The sequence below is a fragment of the Faecousia sp. genome, assembly GCF_048519415.1.
GTDB lineage: Bacteria > Bacillota > Clostridia > Oscillospirales > Oscillospiraceae > JAZOXB01.
Genome location: NZ_DBFZUT010000001.1, coordinates 1 through 18,059 on the forward strand (window position 1 = coordinate 1; position 18,059 = coordinate 18,059).

The following is an 18,059-nucleotide window of genomic DNA, read 5'->3' on the forward strand; positions in this document are numbered from 1 at the left end:
CAGACACCGGCCCGGCGGGGACGCCGCCGGGCCGGGAACTGTTTTTGATTATTGGACGATGATCTTCCCGTCGGCAAAGTCCGTGATCACGCAGCCGCCTGCCGGGAACTGGTAGGTATCCTTCAGGTCTCTTAAATACAGCGTAACTTCACCGGGACTTTCGGAGACGATCCGGAGCGTATTGTCCTGCCAGTACACCTGCAGGTCGCTCTCCTGCCCGCCGGTCAGGTCGTAATAGAACTCATCTATGCTCGGAAAGACCGCTTGGTTAAAATGTCCTCTTGCATTGTATGAGGTTACTTTGCCCTTCAGACGGAAGCCGGTCGTTGTCAGCTCCAGCCACTGATCATCGGTCTCGCTTTTCAGCTCGAGCCAGACAAAAACCTCATTGGACTCCACCCGCATCGAGGCGTTTTCCACCGTGACTTCAAAACGCAGCTTTCCCGTATCAGGGATCTGATAGCTCGGTGTCGTTGCCGAAACACCTGCCAGCCATGTGCTCTCTTCCAGGATCTCCATTGTGGAATCTGCCGTTACCGGCGAAGCATCCTTTGTATGATATGCATCATCATATACAACATGCAGGTATTCCCCTGCCTCATTGTATAGCCAGCCGGGAATGTAGCAAGGCGATACCCAAATATTTGTCATCGGGTCCAATTTCTGCTTTGTGCAGCCGAACAGGAGGGAGGAAATGGCGATGACTGCAATCGTGAAAGCCAGTAATTTCCAATATCTCGGGTTTCTCATGGGCATTTTCTCCTTCCCTTCCGTTCCAATTGAACGTTTGACAAGTATTCCCGTCCGGTAAGTCCAGCATATCACCCCTTAACTTTTTTGTCAATATTTTTACAGAAAATATCCCGTAATTTTCAATAATATGCAGTACGGTAAATTGAAAAAGTCCCAGCAAAATCGTGACTGCCTTCCCGAGATTGCCACGGGCGCAAAGCGCCCTCGCAATGACAAATCCGGCAGTCTCGCGGCGCTAAAACTGCCGCGGCCCAAAAGGCCGCGGCATGGGAAACGATATCAGCTATTTGGCACGGCGCGGAACAACCGCTGTGCCTCGGGGTAGAACAGGCAGAAGCTGCCGTCGCCGCTGGACAGGATGCGGACCTGCACAGAGGTTAGCTCACCGGGCAACTCCGTTACGCCACGGCAGCTGACCGTGCCATCCTCGGAGAGCTGCAGGAGCTGAAGCCCCCAGCTGCCATTCACGGCAAAGCCGCAGCCGTTTGTAAAGCGGAGCTGGTACAGCGCGCCGTCCGCAGCCGGGCGTGTGACCTCGTGCGTCTCGCCAGAGGCATAGCGCGTGAGCAGCCGCTGCGCCTTGCCGTTCTGCTCGACATATTGGCAGACGAGCGGGCCGCCATCGGTCAGCCAGAACGAGTCCAGCTTCGCAGACCCCGGCAGGGTGAGAGCGTCCTGCGTGCCGTCGGCGGAGACGGTGCACAGGGTGACTTGGCCATTTTTGGCATAGGCATAGCAGAAGCGGTCACCGCAGACAGCAAGATCGCCGCCCATCGGCTCGGTGTTCGCATCAGCCTGCAGCAGCAGAGCATCTGTGCAGCCGTCCGCGGAGAGACGGTAAACACCGAAAGCGCCGCCGTCCGTGCGGTAGCTGGCAAGAGCCTCCTTGCCGGAGAAGGGGAGCAGCCACTGCAGTTCACCGGTGAATTCTACGAGGCTGCGCTGCGAACCGCCGAAGTACATGGCCGCAAACTGTGCGGGGTAGGCGTTTGTGTAGTCCAGCTGGAGGGCGAGAATGGCAGCATCTCCATCCAGCAGGGCCCCGCCAAAATAGTTGCCAGGCGTTTCCGGTTCCCAGACGGCAAGTGATTTCTGGGCATCGACATCGTAAATGCCGACTTGTTTTGTCTCGTAGTAGGCGTAACCGCCGTCCTTTGAGAGCAGCTTCTCCTCCTGCACATAGAGGATCCGGCTGCCGCGGGCATCCAGAACGGAGACTTGACCTTCCGTTACGGCGGGGAGGGTGAGTTCGTGGAAGATGTTGTTGGGAGTTTCAGCGCCGTCAGAGGCACCGGACGGGGAGGCGGAACAGGCGCACAGGGACAGGACAAGCAGAACCGGCAGCAAAGAACAGAGAATCGTTGAACGCTTCATGATATTTGATCCACTCCTTCCAATAGTAAGTCAGCAATTCCAAAGAAATGCAGGATATCTGCGACTTGAGTATACCATATGCAAGTGACCTCCACAAGACGTTTGAAGCAAAAAAAATAATGCAGATAACATAGAAATTACTGCGGAAGATATATGTATACTGTGACTGTAATGCGTATAGAAGAACGGGGGGGTGGAATAAATGTGATACAAAAAAACGATACAAATCACTACAATAATCAAAAATTAAATAACATGTATAATTTTGCATAAGTGAAAGAATGCGGATGGTGTATAAAAAGTGCACAATAGGGAATTGCAGCGGAGATTGGTGTCGGCTGCCATTAAGATGATGGGAACCCAAAGCCAGTTTGCAGCGGCGTTCCCTGAGCGCTGTAGGCAACTGCAGGTTTTGAAGTGTTAATTCAGCGGCGCGAGACATTCAAGCTTGTCATTCCGAGGAGCGAAGCGACGTGGGAATCTCGCAGTACCCATGTGGATAGCAGGTAGGTTATGGCGAAGCCGCAACTGCCTTCCCGAGATTGCCACGTCGGCCTGCGGCCTCCTCGCAATGACAAACCTGGGGGCTGAAGCCTTTTTAACGCCAGCCTGTACCAGTCGTGAGTACCGCGCCGGGCCCGGCTGTCCGCTCCCCTACAACGGCATGTGCGGTCGGCGATTGTGCCACCAAACCTTCAGCCTGCATGGCGCTCACCGCCCGTAAAGGGCACGCCGCTACAGGCTGACTTTTGGTTTCTGCCATTTTAACGGCGGCCGGTACGAAACGGCAGTGCCTTCCAGAGATTGCACGGCCCCTTCGGGGCCTCGCAATGACAATTCGGGGGGCGGTGTCGTTTTTTTAGCCCTTCCGTTAGGCAAAACCGCCTCCGTGTCTGAAAATCCGGCAGGGGAGCGGCATTGTCTATGGCGCGGGGGTGGGCGATGGGGTATACTCTGGACTGTTCCAAGGGGCAGGCCCGGCGGGGCTGCCCAAAAATCGAAGGAGGTGCTTTCATGCGTTCCGTGAAATTCATGCGCGCGGCGAAGACGAGCTACATCGTCCTTTCTGCGCTGTACTGCGTGTTCGGCGTGCTGCTCATTGCGGTGCCCGATTTCTCCATGAAGCTGCTCGGCATTCTGGTGGGCTGCATGATGATCGGATTCGGCGCGGTGAAGCTGATGGGGTATTTTTCCCGCGATCTGTACCGGCTGGCGTTTCAGTTCGATCTGGCCTATGGGATCCTGCTGATCGTGCTCGGGCTGATCGTGCTCGTGCGTCCCGTGCAGCTTGTGAGCTTCTTCTGTCTGGTGCTCGGCATCTGCATTCTGGCCGACGGCCTGTTCAAGATCCAGGCGGCATCGGATTCGAAGCGCTTCGGCCTGCGGCCGTGGTGGCTGATCCTGACGCTGGCGATCATGGCGTGTCTGGCCGGGCTGCTGCTCGTGTTCCGCCCGATGGACGGCGCGCGGGCGCTGCTGGTCCTGCTCGGTATCGCGATGCTGGCAGAGGGCATCCTGAACCTCTGCGTCGCGTGCAGCATGATCAAGATCATCCGGCACCAGCAGCCTGATGTTCTGGATGCGGAATTTTATGAGAAAAGAGGTTAAACCATGCGATTTTCCAAAGCGGTCGTGCGCGGCCGCGTCGCGATCCTGATCCTCACGGTGCTTCTGATGATCCCGGCTGTGTTCGGCATGCTGGAGACCCGGATCAACTACGACATGCTCAATTATCTGCCGGACGACATGGACACCGTCATCGGGCAGAACGCACTGCTGGAGGACTTCGGCAAGGGCGCATTCTCCTTCATCGTCGTGGAGAATATGCCGGAAAAGGACGTTGCCGCCCTGCAGGAAAAGCTCGAATCCGTCGAGCATGTGGAGACGGTCCTGTGGTACAACTCCCTGATGGACACGTCCATCCCGATGCAGCTTCTGCCCGACAAGCTCTATGACGCCTTCAACACCGGCGACGCGACGATGATGGCCGTGTTCTTCGACACCGCGACCTCCGCGGACGAGACGATGGACGCCATCCGTGAGATTCGCTCCATTGCGGGCAAGCAGTGCTTCGTCTCCGGCATGTCCGCCCTCGTGACGGATCTGAAGGACCTGTGCGAGCAGGAGGAGCCGATCTACGTTGCCATTGCCGTTGTGCTGGCGTGCGTGGCCATGATGGTCTTCCTTGACAGCTGGCTCATCCCGTTTGTGTTCCTCGCCAGCATCGGCGCTGCCATTCTGCTGAACCTCGGCAGCAACTGGTTCATGGGCGAGATTTCCTACATCACTAAGGCACTGTCCGCCGTGCTGCAGCTGGCCGTGACGATGGACTATTCCATCTTCCTGTGGCACAGCTACAATGAGCAGCGCGCGATCTACCCCGATAAATGCGAGGCCATGGCTCACGCCATCAGCGCCACGCTGACGTCCGTCGTCGGCAGCTCCATCACGACGATCGCGGGCTTCCTGGCCCTGTGCTTCATGTCGTTCACGCTGGGACGCGACCTTGGCATCGTGATGGCGAAGGGCGTCCTGCTCGGTGTGCTGTCCTGCGTGACGGTCCTGCCGTCGCTCATCCTGCTGCTCGACAAGCCCCTGCAGAAGACGCGCCATCGCTCCATCCTTCCGAAGATGGATGGCTTGGCCAAGAGCGTGACGAAGGTGTTCCCGGTGTTCCTGGCGCTGTTCGTGGTGCTGGCTCCGGTGTTCTACTTCGCCTATGACAAGACGAACGACGAAGTGTACTACGACATGGGCCAGTGCCTGCCGGAGGACATGGAGTATGTTATCGCAAACAGCAAGCTCTCCGAGGAGTTCGACATCGCCTCAACGCACATGCTGCTCGTGGACGCGTCCCTGCCGTCGAAGCAGGTGCGCAGCATGATCTCCGATATGGAGCAGGTGGACGGCGTGAAATACGTCCTCGGTCTCGAATCCGTCGTCGGCGCCGGCGTGCCGGAGGAGATCCTGCCGGATTCGGTCCGCTCTATTCTCAAGAGCGACAAATGGGAGCTGCTGCTCATCAACTCCGAGTACAAGGTCGCGAGCGACGAAGTGAATGCCCAGATCGATTCGCTCAATGCCATTCTGAAGAAATATGATCCGACCGGTATGCTCATCGGCGAGGCCCCGTGCATGAAGGACATGATCGAAACGACCGACCACGACTTCAAGGTCGTCAACGCGGTGTCGATCCTTGCGATCTTCCTCATCATCCTGCTCGTGGAGCGCAGCATCTCGCTGCCGTTCCTGCTCATCGCCGTCATTGAGCTGGCCATTTTCATCAACCTCGGCCTGCCGCATTTCCTCGGCCAGTCGCTGCCGTTCATCGCCCCGATCTGCATCAGCACGATCCAGCTTGGCGCGACTGTGGACTACGCCATCCTGATGACGACCCGCTATAAGGCCGAGCGCCTTGCAGGCAAGGAGAAGCGGCCTGCCGTTATCACCGCGCTTTCGACGTCGATCCCCTCGATCATCGTCAGCGGCATGGGCCTGTTCGCCGCAACGTTCGGCGTGGCCATCTATTCCGACATCGACATCATCAGCTCGATGTGCATGCTCATGGCGCGCGGCGCCATCGTCAGTATGCTCTGCGTCATCCTCATCCTGCCGGCACTGCTGCTTCTGTGCGACCGGCTCGTGTGCGCCACGACGCTTGGCATGCGCCATTGCAATCATTCCAGAAAACACGCGGAGAAGCAGGATGCTTCTGCCAGCTGAGAATCGAAGACAGGAGGAACGAAGATCATGACAAAGACCGGATATAAAATTCTCTCCGGCTGCCTGTGCGCTGCACTGATCTGCACGATCACCGGCGCGTCGGTCCATGCGGAGAATGGGGCGCTGCACGCCCCGCAGGATACGAAGGCGGCCTCCGCTGCGGCGGAGGAGCGCGCCTCGAAGGAAGAGACCGTTTATGTCATCGCCGGAGCCGACGGCAAGCAGCAGAGCGTGATCGTCAGCGACTGGCTCAAAAATCCGAACAAGGAAACGAGCCTGCAGGACGTCTCGGACCTGACGGACATCGAGAACGTCAAGGGCGACGAGACGTGGACCGCGAACGGCACGAGCCTGACGTGGGATGCACAGGGCAATGACATCTACTATCAGGGCAAGAGCGAAACCGAGCTGCCCGTGACCATGAACATCAGCTACCAGCTCGACGGCAAGGACATTGCCCCGGCCGAGCTGGCGGGCAAGAGCGGCAAGGTGACCATCCGCTTCGACTATGAGAACCACTGCACGACGACCGCGACCGTGGACGGCAAGGAGGAGACGCTCTATGTCCCGTTTGCCGCGCTGACCGGTATGCTGCTGGACAACGAGCGCTTCACGAACATCGAGGTCACGAACGGCCGCGTTGTGAATGACGGCTCGCACACCGTTGTCGTCGGCATCGCCTTCCCGGGCCTGCAGGACGACCTGAACATCGAGCGCGATACGCTGGAGCTGCCGGACTATGTCGAGGTCAGCGCCGATGTGACGGACTTCGCACTCGACACGACCCTGACGCTCGCAACGAACTCCGTCTTCAGCGCGCTGCAGGACAGCGATTTTGAGACGGTCGACGACCTGAAGGCATCCTTCGCCAAGCTGACCGACGCCATGCAGCAGCTCCTCGACGGCTCTTCCGAGCTGTATGAGGGCCTTGAGACCCTGCTTGAAAAGTCCCAGACGCTCGTGGACGGCGTCGGCACGCTGAACAACGGCGCTGCCGCCCTGAAGACCGGCGCGGGCAGCCTGAACGCAGGCGCTGCCGAGCTGGCAACCGGCATGCAGACCCTGAACGGCGGCCTTTCCACCCTGTCCGGCCAGAGCGCGGCCCTGAATGCGGGCGCGCAGCAGGTGTTCCAGTCTCTGCTGGCCGCTGCCACGACGCAGATCAACGCAGCGGGCCTCAGCATCCCGCAGCTGACGATCGGCAACTATGCCGAGGTGCTCAACGGCGCGCTGGCTTCTCTCGATCAGACCGCCGTTTATGAGCAGGCTTATCAGACGGCTCTTGCCAAGGTAACGGCTGCCGTCAATGCACAGGAAGCGACCATCCGCGCGGCTGTTACTGCCGCCGTGCAGCAGAATGTGACCGAGCAGGTCACGGCTGCGGTCCGTGAGCAGGTCACGGCGAAGGTCCTTGCGGCCATGGGCCTGACCCCGGAGACGTATGCGGCCGGTATTGCCGACGGCACGATCTCGGAGGAGCAGCAGGCACAGATCGAGGCTGCGATCAACGCCCAGATGGCCTCCGACGATGTGCAGGCGCTCATCTCCCAACAGGTCGCCGCGCAGATGGCAAGCGCCGATATCGCGGCCCTCATCGACCAGCAGACTGCGGCGCAGATCCAGACGCTCATCGACCAGAACATGAATTCTCCCGAGGTGCAGGATCAGATCACGGCTGCTCTGGAGCAGGCAAGCTCCGGCGCAGCCAGCATCAGCGCCCTGAAATCTCAGCTTGACGGCTATTATCAGTTCTATGTCGGCCTGCAGGCCTACACCGGCGGCGTGGACAGTGCGGCCGCAGGCGCTGCGAAGCTGCAGAACGGCGCAGCCAGTCTGCAGAACGGCGCTTCCAGCCTCTATGCCGGTGCAAGCCGGCTGGCAGACGGCACGGCGACGCTGAGCAGCGGCGCGTCTGCCCTCATCGACGGCGTGACGGCGCTGCGCGACGGCGCGATGCAGCTGTCCGACGGCCTGAAGCAGCTCAATGAGGAGGGCTTCCAGAAGCTCGTCGACGCCATGGACGGCGATGTGGAGCCGCTGCTGGAGCGCGCCCGCGCGCTGGCCGGTATCTCCGGCGACTACCAGACCTATTCCGGCCTGGACGCCGCAATGGACGGCAGCGTGAAGTTCATCTACCGCACCGAGGCCATTGGCTGAGTCAAACAGACGACCCCCTTTTGCACGACCGCCCGGCGGGAGCAAAGCTCCCACCGGGCGGTGTTTTGTGTTGTAGGGTCGGGGCATGCTTGTGCCGTTACATTATTCACTATTCACCAAACCGCCCCCGCCTGCACCAGCGGACTTAGGAATGCCTGCCCTGCGGATAATCCATGCTGGCAGTTTTCCCCAAAAACGACAAATGTTTCCCGTGAGGGCATTTTGCATTGACGAGCTTAGAATAAACAGGTATAATGGAGACATCACAAAAATGAGAGGAGCAGACACGATGAAAAAACGTTTGTTCAGCCTGATTCTTGCCTTTGCCCTTCTGCTGTCCGCCGTCCCGACGGTTTTTGCAGCGACGCATCACGAGGTCGTGATCGACGGCGTTGTCTACTGGGTCTATCCGGAGGAAGGCTATGCAGAAATCCACAGCACGGTGAAGGGAAGCCTGCCGCAAGTGCTGGAGATCCCGCAGTATGTGAACGGATACCCTGTTACGAGGCTCGACACCTTTGGCCTGACCGATCTTGAAGGCGTTGTCGGCGTTATCCTGCCGGACACCATGACCTTTATCGACCATATTTCCATTGCCGGATTCGATCTGGTATTCGTCAGCTTGCCCAACAATGAGGTCAACATCGAGAAAAATTTCGTGGGGGCCCATGCCCTCGACTACTACTATCTGCCCCAAAACTTCTCTCTTTCGCCGGAGTGCAGCGCCTATGGCTCCAAGCTGTTTGCCAGTCACACCTGTGTCGGCTATGAAAAGCACAGAGCCTTTGCCCGCGACCTGATTCCGATGGACGCCCATCCGGATAGCCAGTATGTGCCGGCCAACAGCGGCGTGTTCCGCGTGGACGGCAACGAGCTGACGGCGATCTACCTTGTCAGCCTGCGCGATCCGTCCTTCAATGGCAATCTTTTCGTGATGGACTCTGCGGTCAACGGAATGCCGATCACCAAGGTGGAAGGCACCTGCAAAAATTACAACACCTCACTCGTTCTCGGCGACTATGTCCGCGTGGTGGAGGATGGCGCGTTCACCGAGGAGTGGGGCCAAATCATCAACGACCTTTACACGCCCGCATGCCTTGAGCGTCTTCCTGCAAATCTTCCTGTTAAATCCGGCATTACCACCGTCTACGGCACGACCGGTACTTATGCCGAGCAGTACGCAAAGGAGCACGGGCTGAAATTCCTCGACATGGCAAAGACGCCCTTCGTCGACGTTCCGGAAAACGAATGGTACTTCCCATATGTCCATGATGTCTACTGGCTCGGCCTGATGAACGGCACGAGCGAAACCACCTTCGAGCCGCTGGCCACCACGAGCCGCGCAATGGTCGTGCAGGTGCTCTACAACATGAGCGACCGCCCGAGAGTCTATGTGCAGAAGGCCTTCGACGATGTCGTAGAGGGCCAGTGGTACTACGACGCCGTCAACTGGGCCAAGGCAGTTGGCGTCTGCAACGGCACGAGCGAGACGGAATTCTCCCCGAATGACCCCGTGACCCGTGAGCAGCTGGCGGCCTTCCTGTACCGCTACGCTGTGCTCTGCGGCTATACCTGCATTGCGAGCGGCGACCTTTCGGGCTTTAGCGACCGCAACCGAATTTCCGATTACGCGCGCGAGCCGATCCAGTGGGCCGTCGGCGCCGGTATCATCAACGGTACCTCCCCGACCACCCTTGAGCCCCGCAGCAACGCCACCCGCGCCGAAATCGCAACCATGCTCTGCCGCCTCGTAGACTTCCTCACAAACAACTGATCAATCAGCCCCTGCAAGGCCAACCGCCCCGCAGGGGCTGATCCTTTACCACGCAGGCACGATCGACAGAATCCGTAGGGCGGACTGCCCCCAGCCCGCCGGTGCAGGCAGTATTGTTAGACGCAGTAGGGGCGCTCATCGAGCGCCCGTGTGCAGGCAGTATCATTTAATGCGTAGGGGCCGATGCCCCGACCGGCGCAATGCTGCCGGTTTGCACAGACCATAGTTAAAATGGAACGCACCGGTTGCGTCTGCAGTGGCGCTCAGCGAGCGCCTTGCGGGCTGGCAGCTTTTGCGGCATGGATTTTATAGTGCGCGGCCAACAGGTTTGTCATTGCGAGGCCCCAAAGGGGCCGTGGCAATCTCGCAGTACCCGATTGAATTGCAGGAAAGCTACCGGTGAAATCGTAGGTGCCTCCCCGAGATTGCCACGTCGGCCTGCGGCCTCCTCGCAATGACAAATCCGGGAACCTGTGCGGTCGACGGAGTGCGTGGGAATTTGCAGATGTGCATGGCGCTCAGGGAACGCCGCTACAGACGCAATCGGTTTGTGCGTTTTATCGGCGGTCTGTACCGATCGTTCGCTCGTCGCTGGCATTTCTGTCGGCCGGTCAGGGAAGCTGCTCCATCACGGGCGCGACGAATTCGCGGGCGAGGCTGCCTGCGCCGGTATGCTGCAGGAAAACGACATTCAGCTCGTGCCGTCCGGTGAGCGGGGGACAGGTGAAGCTGCCGATCTCCGGGCTGCCGCGCACCACGGCCTCATAGAGAAAGCTGATGCCGCAGTTCGCCGCCGTCAGCGCGCGGATGACGGGAAAGCTGCTGATGCAGATCGTCCGGGAAAATGCCGCCGTGCTGTAGCTCACCTGCATCAGCTCGCGCTCGAGGATGCTGCGCGTGCCGGAGCCGGGCTCCCGCAGCAGGAGCGTCTCGGTCAGTAGCTCCTCCAGCGAGACGCGCCGTCCGGCAAAGCGGTGCCCGGCCGCGCAGATGCCGATATACGGCTCCTCCCGCAGCAGGAAGCTGTCATAGCGGCGCTTGTCGAAAATGCCCTCCACGACCACAAAATCCAGCTGCCCCGCCTCGAGCTGCCCGAGCAGGCGCGTCGTGTTGTCCACGGTGAACTGCAGCTCGTGCTCCGGCGCGCGGACAAAGCTGCAGATGGCGGGCGGGAGGATATAGTCGCCGATGGTCTTCGTCGCGCCGACGCGGAGAATTTTGCGCGGAGCGGCGTGCAGCGCACGCTCCAGCTCCTGCTCCTGATAGCGCTGCGAGATGGCGAAGACCTCCAGCGCGCTGCCGGGGGCGGTCTTCCTCAGCTTCCGCCCGTCATAGGAAAACAGGCGGACGCCGTAGGACGCCTCCAGCGACTGGATCTGCTTCGTCACGGCGGGCTGCGTCAGGTGCAGCGCCTCAGCCGCGCGGCGGTAATTCATCGTCTGGCAGACAGCCAGAAATGTCTCGAGCCTCCGGTCCATGAATGCCCTCCTTGATAACGACATGGAATCGTTTTATTCTAAAGAATAATTTTATTTTATCACACGGGCGTGCTATAATGCAATCGCTACAGAAAAAACGGAGGGTTCTTATGAAAACGATCTGGAAAATGGTGCCCGGTCTGGCAATGGCGCTCGTCATTGCGGCCGCGGCCAAGGGACTGGAGTATCTCGAGGGGCTGGCTGGCCTGCATTTGATCGGCGCGTCCGTCATTGCGCTGTTCATCGGCATGGTCATCAACCGCTTTTTCAAGCCAAACGCGGTCACGTCGCCCGGTATCCGCTTCACGTCCAAAAAGGTACTGAAGCTCGCCATCATCCTGCTCGGCGCGAGCCTGAACATCATGACGGTGCTGAAGGTCGGCCGCTTTTCGCTGACGGTCATGCTTTTCACGCTGGCCACCTGCTTCGGCGTCGGCTATTTCATCGGCAAGGCGCTCGGCCTGAACTGGAAGATGAGTAACCTCATCTCTGCCGGAACGGGCATCTGCGGCGGCTCTGCCATTGCGGCCATCGCGCCCGTCATTGACGCGACGGATGTCGACGTGGCCTACGGCATGTCCGCGACGTTCCTGTTCGACATGGCGATGATCGTGCTGTTCCCGATCCTCGGCCGCTGGCTCGGCCTGTCCGACGCCGCCTACGGCCTCTGGGCCGGAACGGCCGTGAATGACACGTCGAGCGTTGTGGCGGCGGGCTACGCCTTCAGTGAGCAGGCGGGCGATTTCGCCACGATGGTGAAGCTGACGCGCACGCTGGCGATCATCCCGACGGTGCTGATCTTCGCCCTCATCGGCATGCATGTAAAGAAGAAGGAAACGGCGGGCGATCCGTCGGCCGTCAAGGTCAACATGAAGTCGGTCTTCCCGTGGTTCATCCTTGGCTTCCTCGCTCTGTGCGGCGTGAACAGCCTCGGGTACATCCCGGCCTCCGTCGCCTCCGTGCTCAAGGATATCAGCAAGTTTCTCATGGTCACGGCATTGGCTGCCATCGGCCTGAACACGAGCTTCTCCGACATGCGCAGGGCGGGCCTGAAGCCCATGCTGCACGGCTTTATCATCTCTCTGCTCGTCGTGCTGGTCGCCATCGCAGTCGAATATGCCATCGGCGTTGCGCCGAGCGGTACGCTGCTTTGAAAGTATATAAAAATCCGCGCTGTCCTGCTGCAGGATGGCGCGGATTTTTTTATGCGATCCGTTTTTCCTTCCACTTTCCGGTGCGGTAATGTGCGAAGGAGATGACAAAGTTTGCCAGCCAGCCGACCGGCACGGCGTACCAGACGATCTCGACGCCCCAGAGCGGCGCGCAGAGCCACGACAGCAGCACGCGAATGGCCAGATTGACGAGGTTTGCGATCGTGAACATTTTCACGTCGCCCGCGCCGCGCAGGATGCCGTCTACAGCCATTTTGAAGCCGATGAAGCAGAAGAAAAAGCCGATGAACTGCAGATAGTGCTCGCCGGTCGCCACGGTCTCGGGCGAGGGGGCGGCATCGAGGAACATGGCGATGATCGGCGTGCGGAACAGCTCCAGAAGGACGCACAGCAGCACGGAGATCAGCACGATCATCCGATTGGCCGCGCGGTAGCCCTGCGGCACGCGCTCCGGCTTCTCCGCGCCGATGTTCTGCGCCGTGTAGGAGGACAGGGCATTGCTGATGGCGGCCATGGGCACGATACACAGCGATTCGATGCGCGCCGCGGCGGAAAAGCCTGCGAGGATCTGCGTGCCGAAGCCGTTGACCACGGACTGCACGAGCATCATGCCGATGGAGACCGTGGACTGCTGCAGGATGGACGGCAGGGCCACGCGCGTCATGGCGCGCAGCTCTCCGAAGCGGAACAGACCGTTCGAGCGCTCCGGGATGCGCCGCAGCTCCAGCAGGAACACGCCGAACGACAGCACGGCGGACAGGCCCTGCGCCAGAAACGTGGCATAGGCTGCGCCGGGCACGCCCCGGTGCAGCACGGCGACGAAATACCAGTCCAGCACGACATTCAGCAGCGAGGAAAAAATCAGGAAATACAGCGGGATGCGCGATTTTCCGAGCGCATTGAACAGGGAGGACAGGATATTATAGAGAAAGAGAAAGGGCAGACCATAGAAATAGATGTTCAGATAGGTGACTGCGATCTCCAGCGCGTCGGGCGGAGTCTTCAGGGCGGTCATGATCTGCTCACTGCACAGCAGCCCGACGCCAGCCAGCAGGACGCTGACGGCCAGAAACGTCAGCAGGGCGGTGTAGACGGCGGACTTCATGCGGGCAAAGCGCTTCGCGCCGAAATGCTGGCTGATGATGACGGAGGCGCCGATGCCGCCGCCGATGGCCACGCAGATGAAGATCGTTGTGAGCGCGGAGGACGCGCCGACGGCGGCCAGCGCCGCTTCGCCGTTGTAGTGGCCGACGATCGCGGAGTCCACGATGGTATAGGCCTGCTGGAAGAGGTTGCCGACGATCATCGGCAGGGAGAATTTCAAAAGCGCCCGCGCGGGCCTTTCGGTGATCAGATAGTCGGTTCCGGGTTTCAGGACAGTCGCTTCCTTCCGCAGGTAATCATTCCTTCATATTGTACCGAATGCGGAGAAAACTGTCAAGCCGGAGCCCGATCATGCACGCCGTCTATGATCCTGATGAAAAAAAGGATTGATTTTTGCGGGAATATTTGATATTATTGAATCGATAAAATAATACCGAATAAAACGGATCGATGGAAAGGAGTACAGAATATGTTAAACGGAAAAATTGCGATCGTGACCGGTGGAACGCGCGGCATCGGGCTTGCCGTTGTCCGGACGTTCCTGCACAATGGGGCAAAGGTGGCGCTGTTCGGCAGCAGGGAGGCCTCCGTGCAGAGAGCGCTGGCGCAGCTGCGGGAGGAGCAGCCGAACTGGCCGGTGATGGGCCTCTGGCCCGATCTGACGGACTACGCCGCCGTGGAGCGGGCGGTGCAGGAGGTCGCGCAGGCCTTCGGCGGGGTGGATATTCTGGTGAACAATGCCGGCATCTCCGCGCGGGAGCCGCTGGCGGATTATTCGCCCGAGGCGTTCCGAAGCATCATGGACCTGAATGTCACAGCGGTGTTCCACGGCTGCAAGGCCGTCGAGCCGATCATGCGCGCGGCAGGGAAGGGCTGCATCATCAACACCAGCTCCATGGTCAGCCTCTATGGTCAGCCGAGCGGCGTCGGCTATCCCACCAGCAAATTTGCCGTCAACGGCCTGACACGCAGCCTCGCCCGGGAGCTTGGCCGTGCGGGCATCCGCGTCAATGCGGTCGCGCCCGGCGTCACGCGGACGGATATGGTCGCGGCCCTGCCGCAGGAGTTGGTCGACCGCATCAGCGCGCCCATCCCGCTCGGCCGCATCGGCGAGCCGCAGGAGGTCGCCAACGCCTATCTGTTTCTTGCCAGCGATCTGGCAAGCTATGTAACGGGTGAGATCCTGTCCGTCGACGGCGCAGCGCAGACCTGAGCGGAAAGCTGCCGGGGTGATACTTGATCCGGAAGCCAGAATAAAAACAGCCCCTGCGCTGCCGGTGGGAAAGAGACCGGCAGCGCAGGGAAATTTTCATGCCGTCCCGCGCCGGAATGGCTGCGGGAGGACGGCCGGGGCCCGGCTTTTGGCAGGTCCTGCGCCGCGTGCGATGCCTCTTCGCCTGCGGGCAGGGGAGCGGGACCCCTTCATCCTATATATGTCTTCAGAAACGCATTCCTGACAGGTTTTTCAAAAAAATTTGAAAAATTTTTCGGAAGAGTTCTGTAACAGGACGTAAAGCGATTTCAGGAACAGGAATGCGGGCTCGTTTTCAGCAGGGAGAGAGAAGAACGTGCAGCGATCTTTGCGCGTCAAGTGCCGATGCCTGCTTTTATAGCCCCCAATAATACAGCAGAAACAGGGCGGGGGCGGCTTCCAGCAGGGAGCGGCCGATGGCCATGATCGGATGGGATACTATTTTATGAAATCGATCGGCGCTCTGTGATTCTCCCTGCAGCTTCCATGGGATGGAGATCGCAAAAAGCGTCGGCAGCGTAAACTGGATGAGCCACCACAGTAAAGCGCAGAGCACGCCCCAAACTGGGGAAACGTGTGCGCGCATCCGGAGAAGCAGAAAGCTCAGCGGAAAAAGGAAAAAACCGAGCATCAGGCAGACGTCCTGCAGGATCGTTGCCGGAATAGACGGGATGATCCTGCATCCGCAGCCGGGACAGGGCATGGCAGGACAGTCCTGCCATCTTCTTCGCGTAAAGCTCACGTTCCGCAATCTCTCCCGGAACGTATTGCCGTCAACGGGATAATGGGCATATTGGTGCATGTTGATTCCTCCCTTTTCAATAGAGCGGCGAGCAATGCTTCGCTGGCGTAGGAGCTGCTATCAGGGGAAAAATGCGCGCAGGGCTTCCCGGTCGAACAGGTAAGCGACCAGCGGGATCGCCAATATGAGGCTCACAAAAGAAATGATAAAAAAGGAGACAGATCGTCCACGGTGGAACTCTTCGTTGTCTGCTTGCAGCTTCCACGGCAGAACGCGAAGCGGGAGCCAGTGTGCCAGCGCGAACAGGAGCAGGAGTGCGAACAGCCGGAAGGGCTGCAGACCGAAGAGGCCGATCTTGGAAAGAGTACTTGCAAGCTTCAGAGCGGGAACATAGAGCAGCCCAAACGTGGTCCCGAGTACCAGTACCAAAACCAGCTGCACGATGCGCTGCAGCATCGTGGGCACATATCTCGCACCGCAGTGGCTGCAGGAAAGGGCCAGATGGAACCGGTTTGTCAGAAAAAAGCTGAATGAGAGCGGGATATTCCGCTTGGCGGAGCATTGCGGGCAGCTGCTTAATTCCATAAGAATCCCTCCTTTATCGCATCAGGGCCGTCACGGCAAACATCAGAAGAGACAGCCCCAGCGCCGTGAGCATGGACCAGATGATCGTGGGCAGCAGATATTCCTGCTGTTCCAAGGGCTTATTTCCGGAAATCGGACGCCACGTTCCGAAGCGGCGAAGCAAAATCTCGACAAAGGTATACATCAGAAAAGCAAGCAGGAATAACACAGCCGTTGCCACCGGCGAGTTCCAGCTATTGCCCAAGTAAAAACTCACCCAAAACCACAAACAACAGCTCAGCGTGATGATCACTCCCGATTTGGGCGATGGAACATAACGCGTTCCGCATTTTGTGCACTGCACGACCGTCGCAAATGAGTTAAAAAAGCAGTGTTCCTGTGCAGGGAATGGGTCCTGCGTTTCCTCCGGTTCGCATTTGGGACAAAAATCCAGTTCCAGATCAACTTCGCGCATGTGGGGCCTCCTCTCATCCTATGTAGATATCGTGTTTTCACAATTTTGCAGTTTTCTGAGATTCTCCTCCCATACCTCGTCCCCGAGCGCCTGCGCGCACAGAAGGCTTCCCGCGATCGCCCGATGGAGCGCCGCCGAGTTCTGAAAAGCCTGCAGCCTTTCGAGGATGAGAAAAGCGCCCGGCCAATTCATGTCGCGCAGCCATGCCAACAGGTTTTCCAAACAGGCGTCTAATTCCGCATCCGACCGCATTGCCAGAGCTTTTGCGCAATTGTCCCACACGTTTTTGTTGTAGTGCTCCGTGCGGGGCTGCAAAAAGACTTGAAAGTTTTCCACCTGCGCCGCCTGCGCAAGTCCGGCGGCCTGCTCCTCGGCGCTGTTGTTCCAGCCCAGCATCCCCATGATCACATCGATCTCTGTCATTCTTTACATCCTCCGGTGCTCACACGAACCACACCGGGCTGAGCGCGATCGGGGCTTCGGGAGAATCAAGCTTCATCGCAGGGTGCTCCTTTCTTTCTGTCGGAAGTTACTGCTGCGGGGAGGGTGGGATATACGGCGTTGTCAGCGACGGAAAAAGCAGATCAGCGCAAAATAGACAAAATAGAAAGACAAAGAAATGCCAAACCAAATGAAAATTCGCTTTTGGCTTTTTCGGTCGCTGCGAAACTGCAGCTGTTTGGCTTTCAGACCCGTGGGAAACTCCTGCCACCGCCCGAAGGTCAGAATGGCACGCTCGATCAGCTCGCTGATCGCGAAGAGTGACAAGCAGGTGAGCAGAAGCAGAACGAAAGCCAGATATGCCGGACCGTCAGTCCTGACAGCCAGGTTGAGGAGCCAGATAAGGATCGGAAAATACGCTGCAGCGGGAAGCAGAAAAAGGCCGTTCCGGTACCAGTACCACAGCTTCGGCGGGCGGATCAGCTCGCCGCAGATCGCGCAGCGGCCGTACCATACGTCCTCCAGAAAAATGTCCTGCCCGCGCCGAAAACGCGTTTTCGCGTCGGGAATGCTGCCGTCCTTTGCGGCAGGGATATGCCGATGCTCCATATGCTGCACGCCCCTCTTGTGGTTAATATAATGTTACGAGTTGCAAAAAAAACAAAATACATCTTAAAATTAGTATATCATAATCGCATAGAAAAGATATCTTTGAAATTAATCGAAAAAATATTTTTTGAGAGTGCCTTTTCACGTTAATGACCCGCGGCGGCAGAATTGCAAAACAAAATGCTTCAAAACTCTATTTGCGATTCTGAACGCAGCGAGATCCCGAAGGACTTTTTTGGCAAGCTGAGAGAAGCCCCCTGCGCAGCCGGGGGAAAGAGACCGGCCGCGCAGGGGAGACCCCGCCGCCTTGCCTGCCCCGGGTGTCAAAAACCGCGGGAAGGACAGCGGGGAAAAGGAGGGCGGTTCCGATATCCGCGCGGCCCTGCCTCGTGGCCTGCGCGGGTACCCACACTCGGATGCCCTTCACCCTATATATGTCTT

The 18,059-nt window shown here is 58.8% G+C and carries 15 protein-coding genes; 6 read left to right on the plus strand and 9 right to left on the minus strand.

Annotated features, from left to right (window positions below; genetic code table 11):
- Window positions 1–48: 48 nt before the first annotated feature.
- Complete coding sequence (locus ACMKFF_RS00005; protein WP_419495656.1) at window positions 49–750, minus strand: hypothetical protein; 702 nt, start codon at window positions 748–750, stop codon at window positions 49–51.
- Between the two features lie 282 nt (window positions 751–1,032).
- Window positions 1,033–2,127, minus strand: coding sequence for a hypothetical protein (locus ACMKFF_RS00010; protein ID WP_419495657.1), 1,095 nt, complete (start codon window positions 2,125–2,127; stop codon window positions 1,033–1,035).
- A 1,014-nt stretch (window positions 2,128–3,141) separates the two neighbouring features.
- On the opposite strand from ACMKFF_RS00010, the gene ACMKFF_RS00015 reads away from it, so the two are divergent.
- From ACMKFF_RS00015 to ACMKFF_RS00030, 4 genes are all read left to right on the plus strand, one after another.
- Window positions 3,142–3,735 (plus strand): HdeD family acid-resistance protein, encoded by a 594-nt coding sequence (locus tag ACMKFF_RS00015; RefSeq protein WP_349134796.1) that lies wholly within the window; start codon window positions 3,142–3,144, stop codon window positions 3,733–3,735.
- A 3-nt stretch (window positions 3,736–3,738) separates the two neighbouring features.
- Window positions 3,739–5,850 carry an efflux RND transporter permease subunit gene (locus tag ACMKFF_RS00020; RefSeq protein ID WP_419495658.1) on the plus strand — a complete coding sequence of 704 codons (2,112 nt, stop codon included), beginning with the start codon at window positions 3,739–3,741 and terminating at the stop codon, window positions 5,848–5,850.
- Between the two features lie 27 nt (window positions 5,851–5,877).
- On the plus strand, window positions 5,878–8,007 hold the full coding sequence (locus ACMKFF_RS00025) for a hypothetical protein (RefSeq protein WP_419495659.1): 2,130 nt from the start codon (window positions 5,878–5,880) through the stop codon (window positions 8,005–8,007).
- A 289-nt stretch (window positions 8,008–8,296) separates the two neighbouring features.
- Window positions 8,297–9,781, plus strand: coding sequence for an S-layer homology domain-containing protein (locus ACMKFF_RS00030; RefSeq protein ID WP_419495660.1), 1,485 nt, complete (start codon window positions 8,297–8,299; stop codon window positions 9,779–9,781).
- A gap of 611 nt (window positions 9,782–10,392) precedes the next feature.
- On the opposite strand, the gene ACMKFF_RS00035 is transcribed toward ACMKFF_RS00030, so the two are convergent.
- Window positions 10,393–11,259 (minus strand): LysR family transcriptional regulator, encoded by an 867-nt coding sequence (locus ACMKFF_RS00035; protein WP_419495661.1) that lies wholly within the window; start codon window positions 11,257–11,259, stop codon window positions 10,393–10,395.
- Between the two features lie 110 nt (window positions 11,260–11,369).
- On the opposite strand from ACMKFF_RS00035, the gene ACMKFF_RS00040 reads away from it, so the two are divergent.
- A complete protein-coding gene (locus ACMKFF_RS00040) occupies window positions 11,370–12,413 on the plus strand; it encodes a YeiH family protein (RefSeq protein ID WP_419495662.1) in 1,044 nt (347 codons plus the stop codon).
- Window positions 12,414–12,462: 49 nt separating this feature from the next.
- Here the strand turns inward: ACMKFF_RS00040 and ACMKFF_RS00045 are convergent, their stop codons facing one another.
- The gene (locus ACMKFF_RS00045; protein ID WP_418464617.1) at window positions 12,463–13,755 is read right to left on the minus strand and encodes an MATE family efflux transporter; all 1,293 of its coding nucleotides are present in this window, start codon (window positions 13,753–13,755) and stop codon (window positions 12,463–12,465) included.
- A 249-nt stretch (window positions 13,756–14,004) separates the two neighbouring features.
- Here ACMKFF_RS00045 and ACMKFF_RS00050 point away from each other — a divergent pair, with 249 nt between their 5' ends.
- The gene (locus tag ACMKFF_RS00050; protein WP_419495663.1) at window positions 14,005–14,748 is read left to right on the plus strand and encodes an SDR family NAD(P)-dependent oxidoreductase; all 744 of its coding nucleotides are present in this window, start codon (window positions 14,005–14,007) and stop codon (window positions 14,746–14,748) included.
- A gap of 394 nt (window positions 14,749–15,142) precedes the next feature.
- Here the strand turns inward: ACMKFF_RS00050 and ACMKFF_RS00055 are convergent, their stop codons facing one another.
- The 5 genes from ACMKFF_RS00055 to ACMKFF_RS00075 form a co-directional block, all read right to left on the minus strand.
- Entirely contained in the window at window positions 15,143–15,589 is a 447-nt protein-coding gene (locus ACMKFF_RS00055) for a hypothetical protein (protein ID WP_419495664.1), read from the minus strand.
- Window positions 15,590–15,649: 60 nt separating this feature from the next.
- Window positions 15,650–16,114 (minus strand): hypothetical protein, encoded by a 465-nt coding sequence (locus ACMKFF_RS00060; RefSeq protein ID WP_419495665.1) that lies wholly within the window; start codon window positions 16,112–16,114, stop codon window positions 15,650–15,652.
- Between the two features lie 13 nt (window positions 16,115–16,127).
- Window positions 16,128–16,568 (minus strand): hypothetical protein, encoded by a 441-nt coding sequence (locus ACMKFF_RS00065; RefSeq protein ID WP_419495666.1) that lies wholly within the window; start codon window positions 16,566–16,568, stop codon window positions 16,128–16,130.
- An 18-nt stretch (window positions 16,569–16,586) separates the two neighbouring features.
- Window positions 16,587–16,991 carry a DUF5071 domain-containing protein gene (locus ACMKFF_RS00070; protein WP_419495667.1) on the minus strand — a complete coding sequence of 135 codons (405 nt, stop codon included), beginning with the start codon at window positions 16,989–16,991 and terminating at the stop codon, window positions 16,587–16,589.
- 141 nt (window positions 16,992–17,132) lie between these two features.
- Window positions 17,133–17,618, minus strand: a complete 486-nt coding sequence (locus tag ACMKFF_RS00075; protein ID WP_419495668.1) for a hypothetical protein — start codon at window positions 17,616–17,618, stop codon at window positions 17,133–17,135.
- Window positions 17,619–18,059: the final 441 nt, after the last annotated feature.

Coding starts and splice junctions, on each gene's coding strand:
- ACMKFF_RS00030 (WP_419495660.1), top strand. CDS start 8,297: ATGAAAAAACGTTTGTTCAGCCTGATTCTTGCCTTTGCCCTTCTGCTG.
- ACMKFF_RS00075 (WP_419495668.1), bottom strand. CDS start 17,618: ATGGAGCATCGGCATATCCCTGCCGCAAAGGACGGCAGCATTCCCGAC.
- ACMKFF_RS00005 (WP_419495656.1), bottom strand. CDS start 750: ATGAGAAACCCGAGATATTGGAAATTACTGGCTTTCACGATTGCAGTC.
- ACMKFF_RS00010 (WP_419495657.1), bottom strand. CDS start 2,127: ATGAAGCGTTCAACGATTCTCTGTTCTTTGCTGCCGGTTCTGCTTGTC.
- ACMKFF_RS00050 (WP_419495663.1), top strand. CDS start 14,005: ATGTTAAACGGAAAAATTGCGATCGTGACCGGTGGAACGCGCGGCATC.
- ACMKFF_RS00035 (WP_419495661.1), bottom strand. CDS start 11,259: ATGGACCGGAGGCTCGAGACATTTCTGGCTGTCTGCCAGACGATGAAT.
- ACMKFF_RS00065 (WP_419495666.1), bottom strand. CDS start 16,568: ATGCGCGAAGTTGATCTGGAACTGGATTTTTGTCCCAAATGCGAACCG.
- ACMKFF_RS00055 (WP_419495664.1), bottom strand. CDS start 15,589: ATGCACCAATATGCCCATTATCCCGTTGACGGCAATACGTTCCGGGAG.
- ACMKFF_RS00060 (WP_419495665.1), bottom strand. CDS start 16,114: ATGGAATTAAGCAGCTGCCCGCAATGCTCCGCCAAGCGGAATATCCCG.
- ACMKFF_RS00025 (WP_419495659.1), top strand. CDS start 5,878: ATGACAAAGACCGGATATAAAATTCTCTCCGGCTGCCTGTGCGCTGCA.
- ACMKFF_RS00015 (WP_349134796.1), top strand. CDS start 3,142: ATGCGTTCCGTGAAATTCATGCGCGCGGCGAAGACGAGCTACATCGTC.
- ACMKFF_RS00020 (WP_419495658.1), top strand. CDS start 3,739: ATGCGATTTTCCAAAGCGGTCGTGCGCGGCCGCGTCGCGATCCTGATC.
- ACMKFF_RS00040 (WP_419495662.1), top strand. CDS start 11,370: ATGAAAACGATCTGGAAAATGGTGCCCGGTCTGGCAATGGCGCTCGTC.
- ACMKFF_RS00070 (WP_419495667.1), bottom strand. CDS start 16,991: ATGACAGAGATCGATGTGATCATGGGGATGCTGGGCTGGAACAACAGC.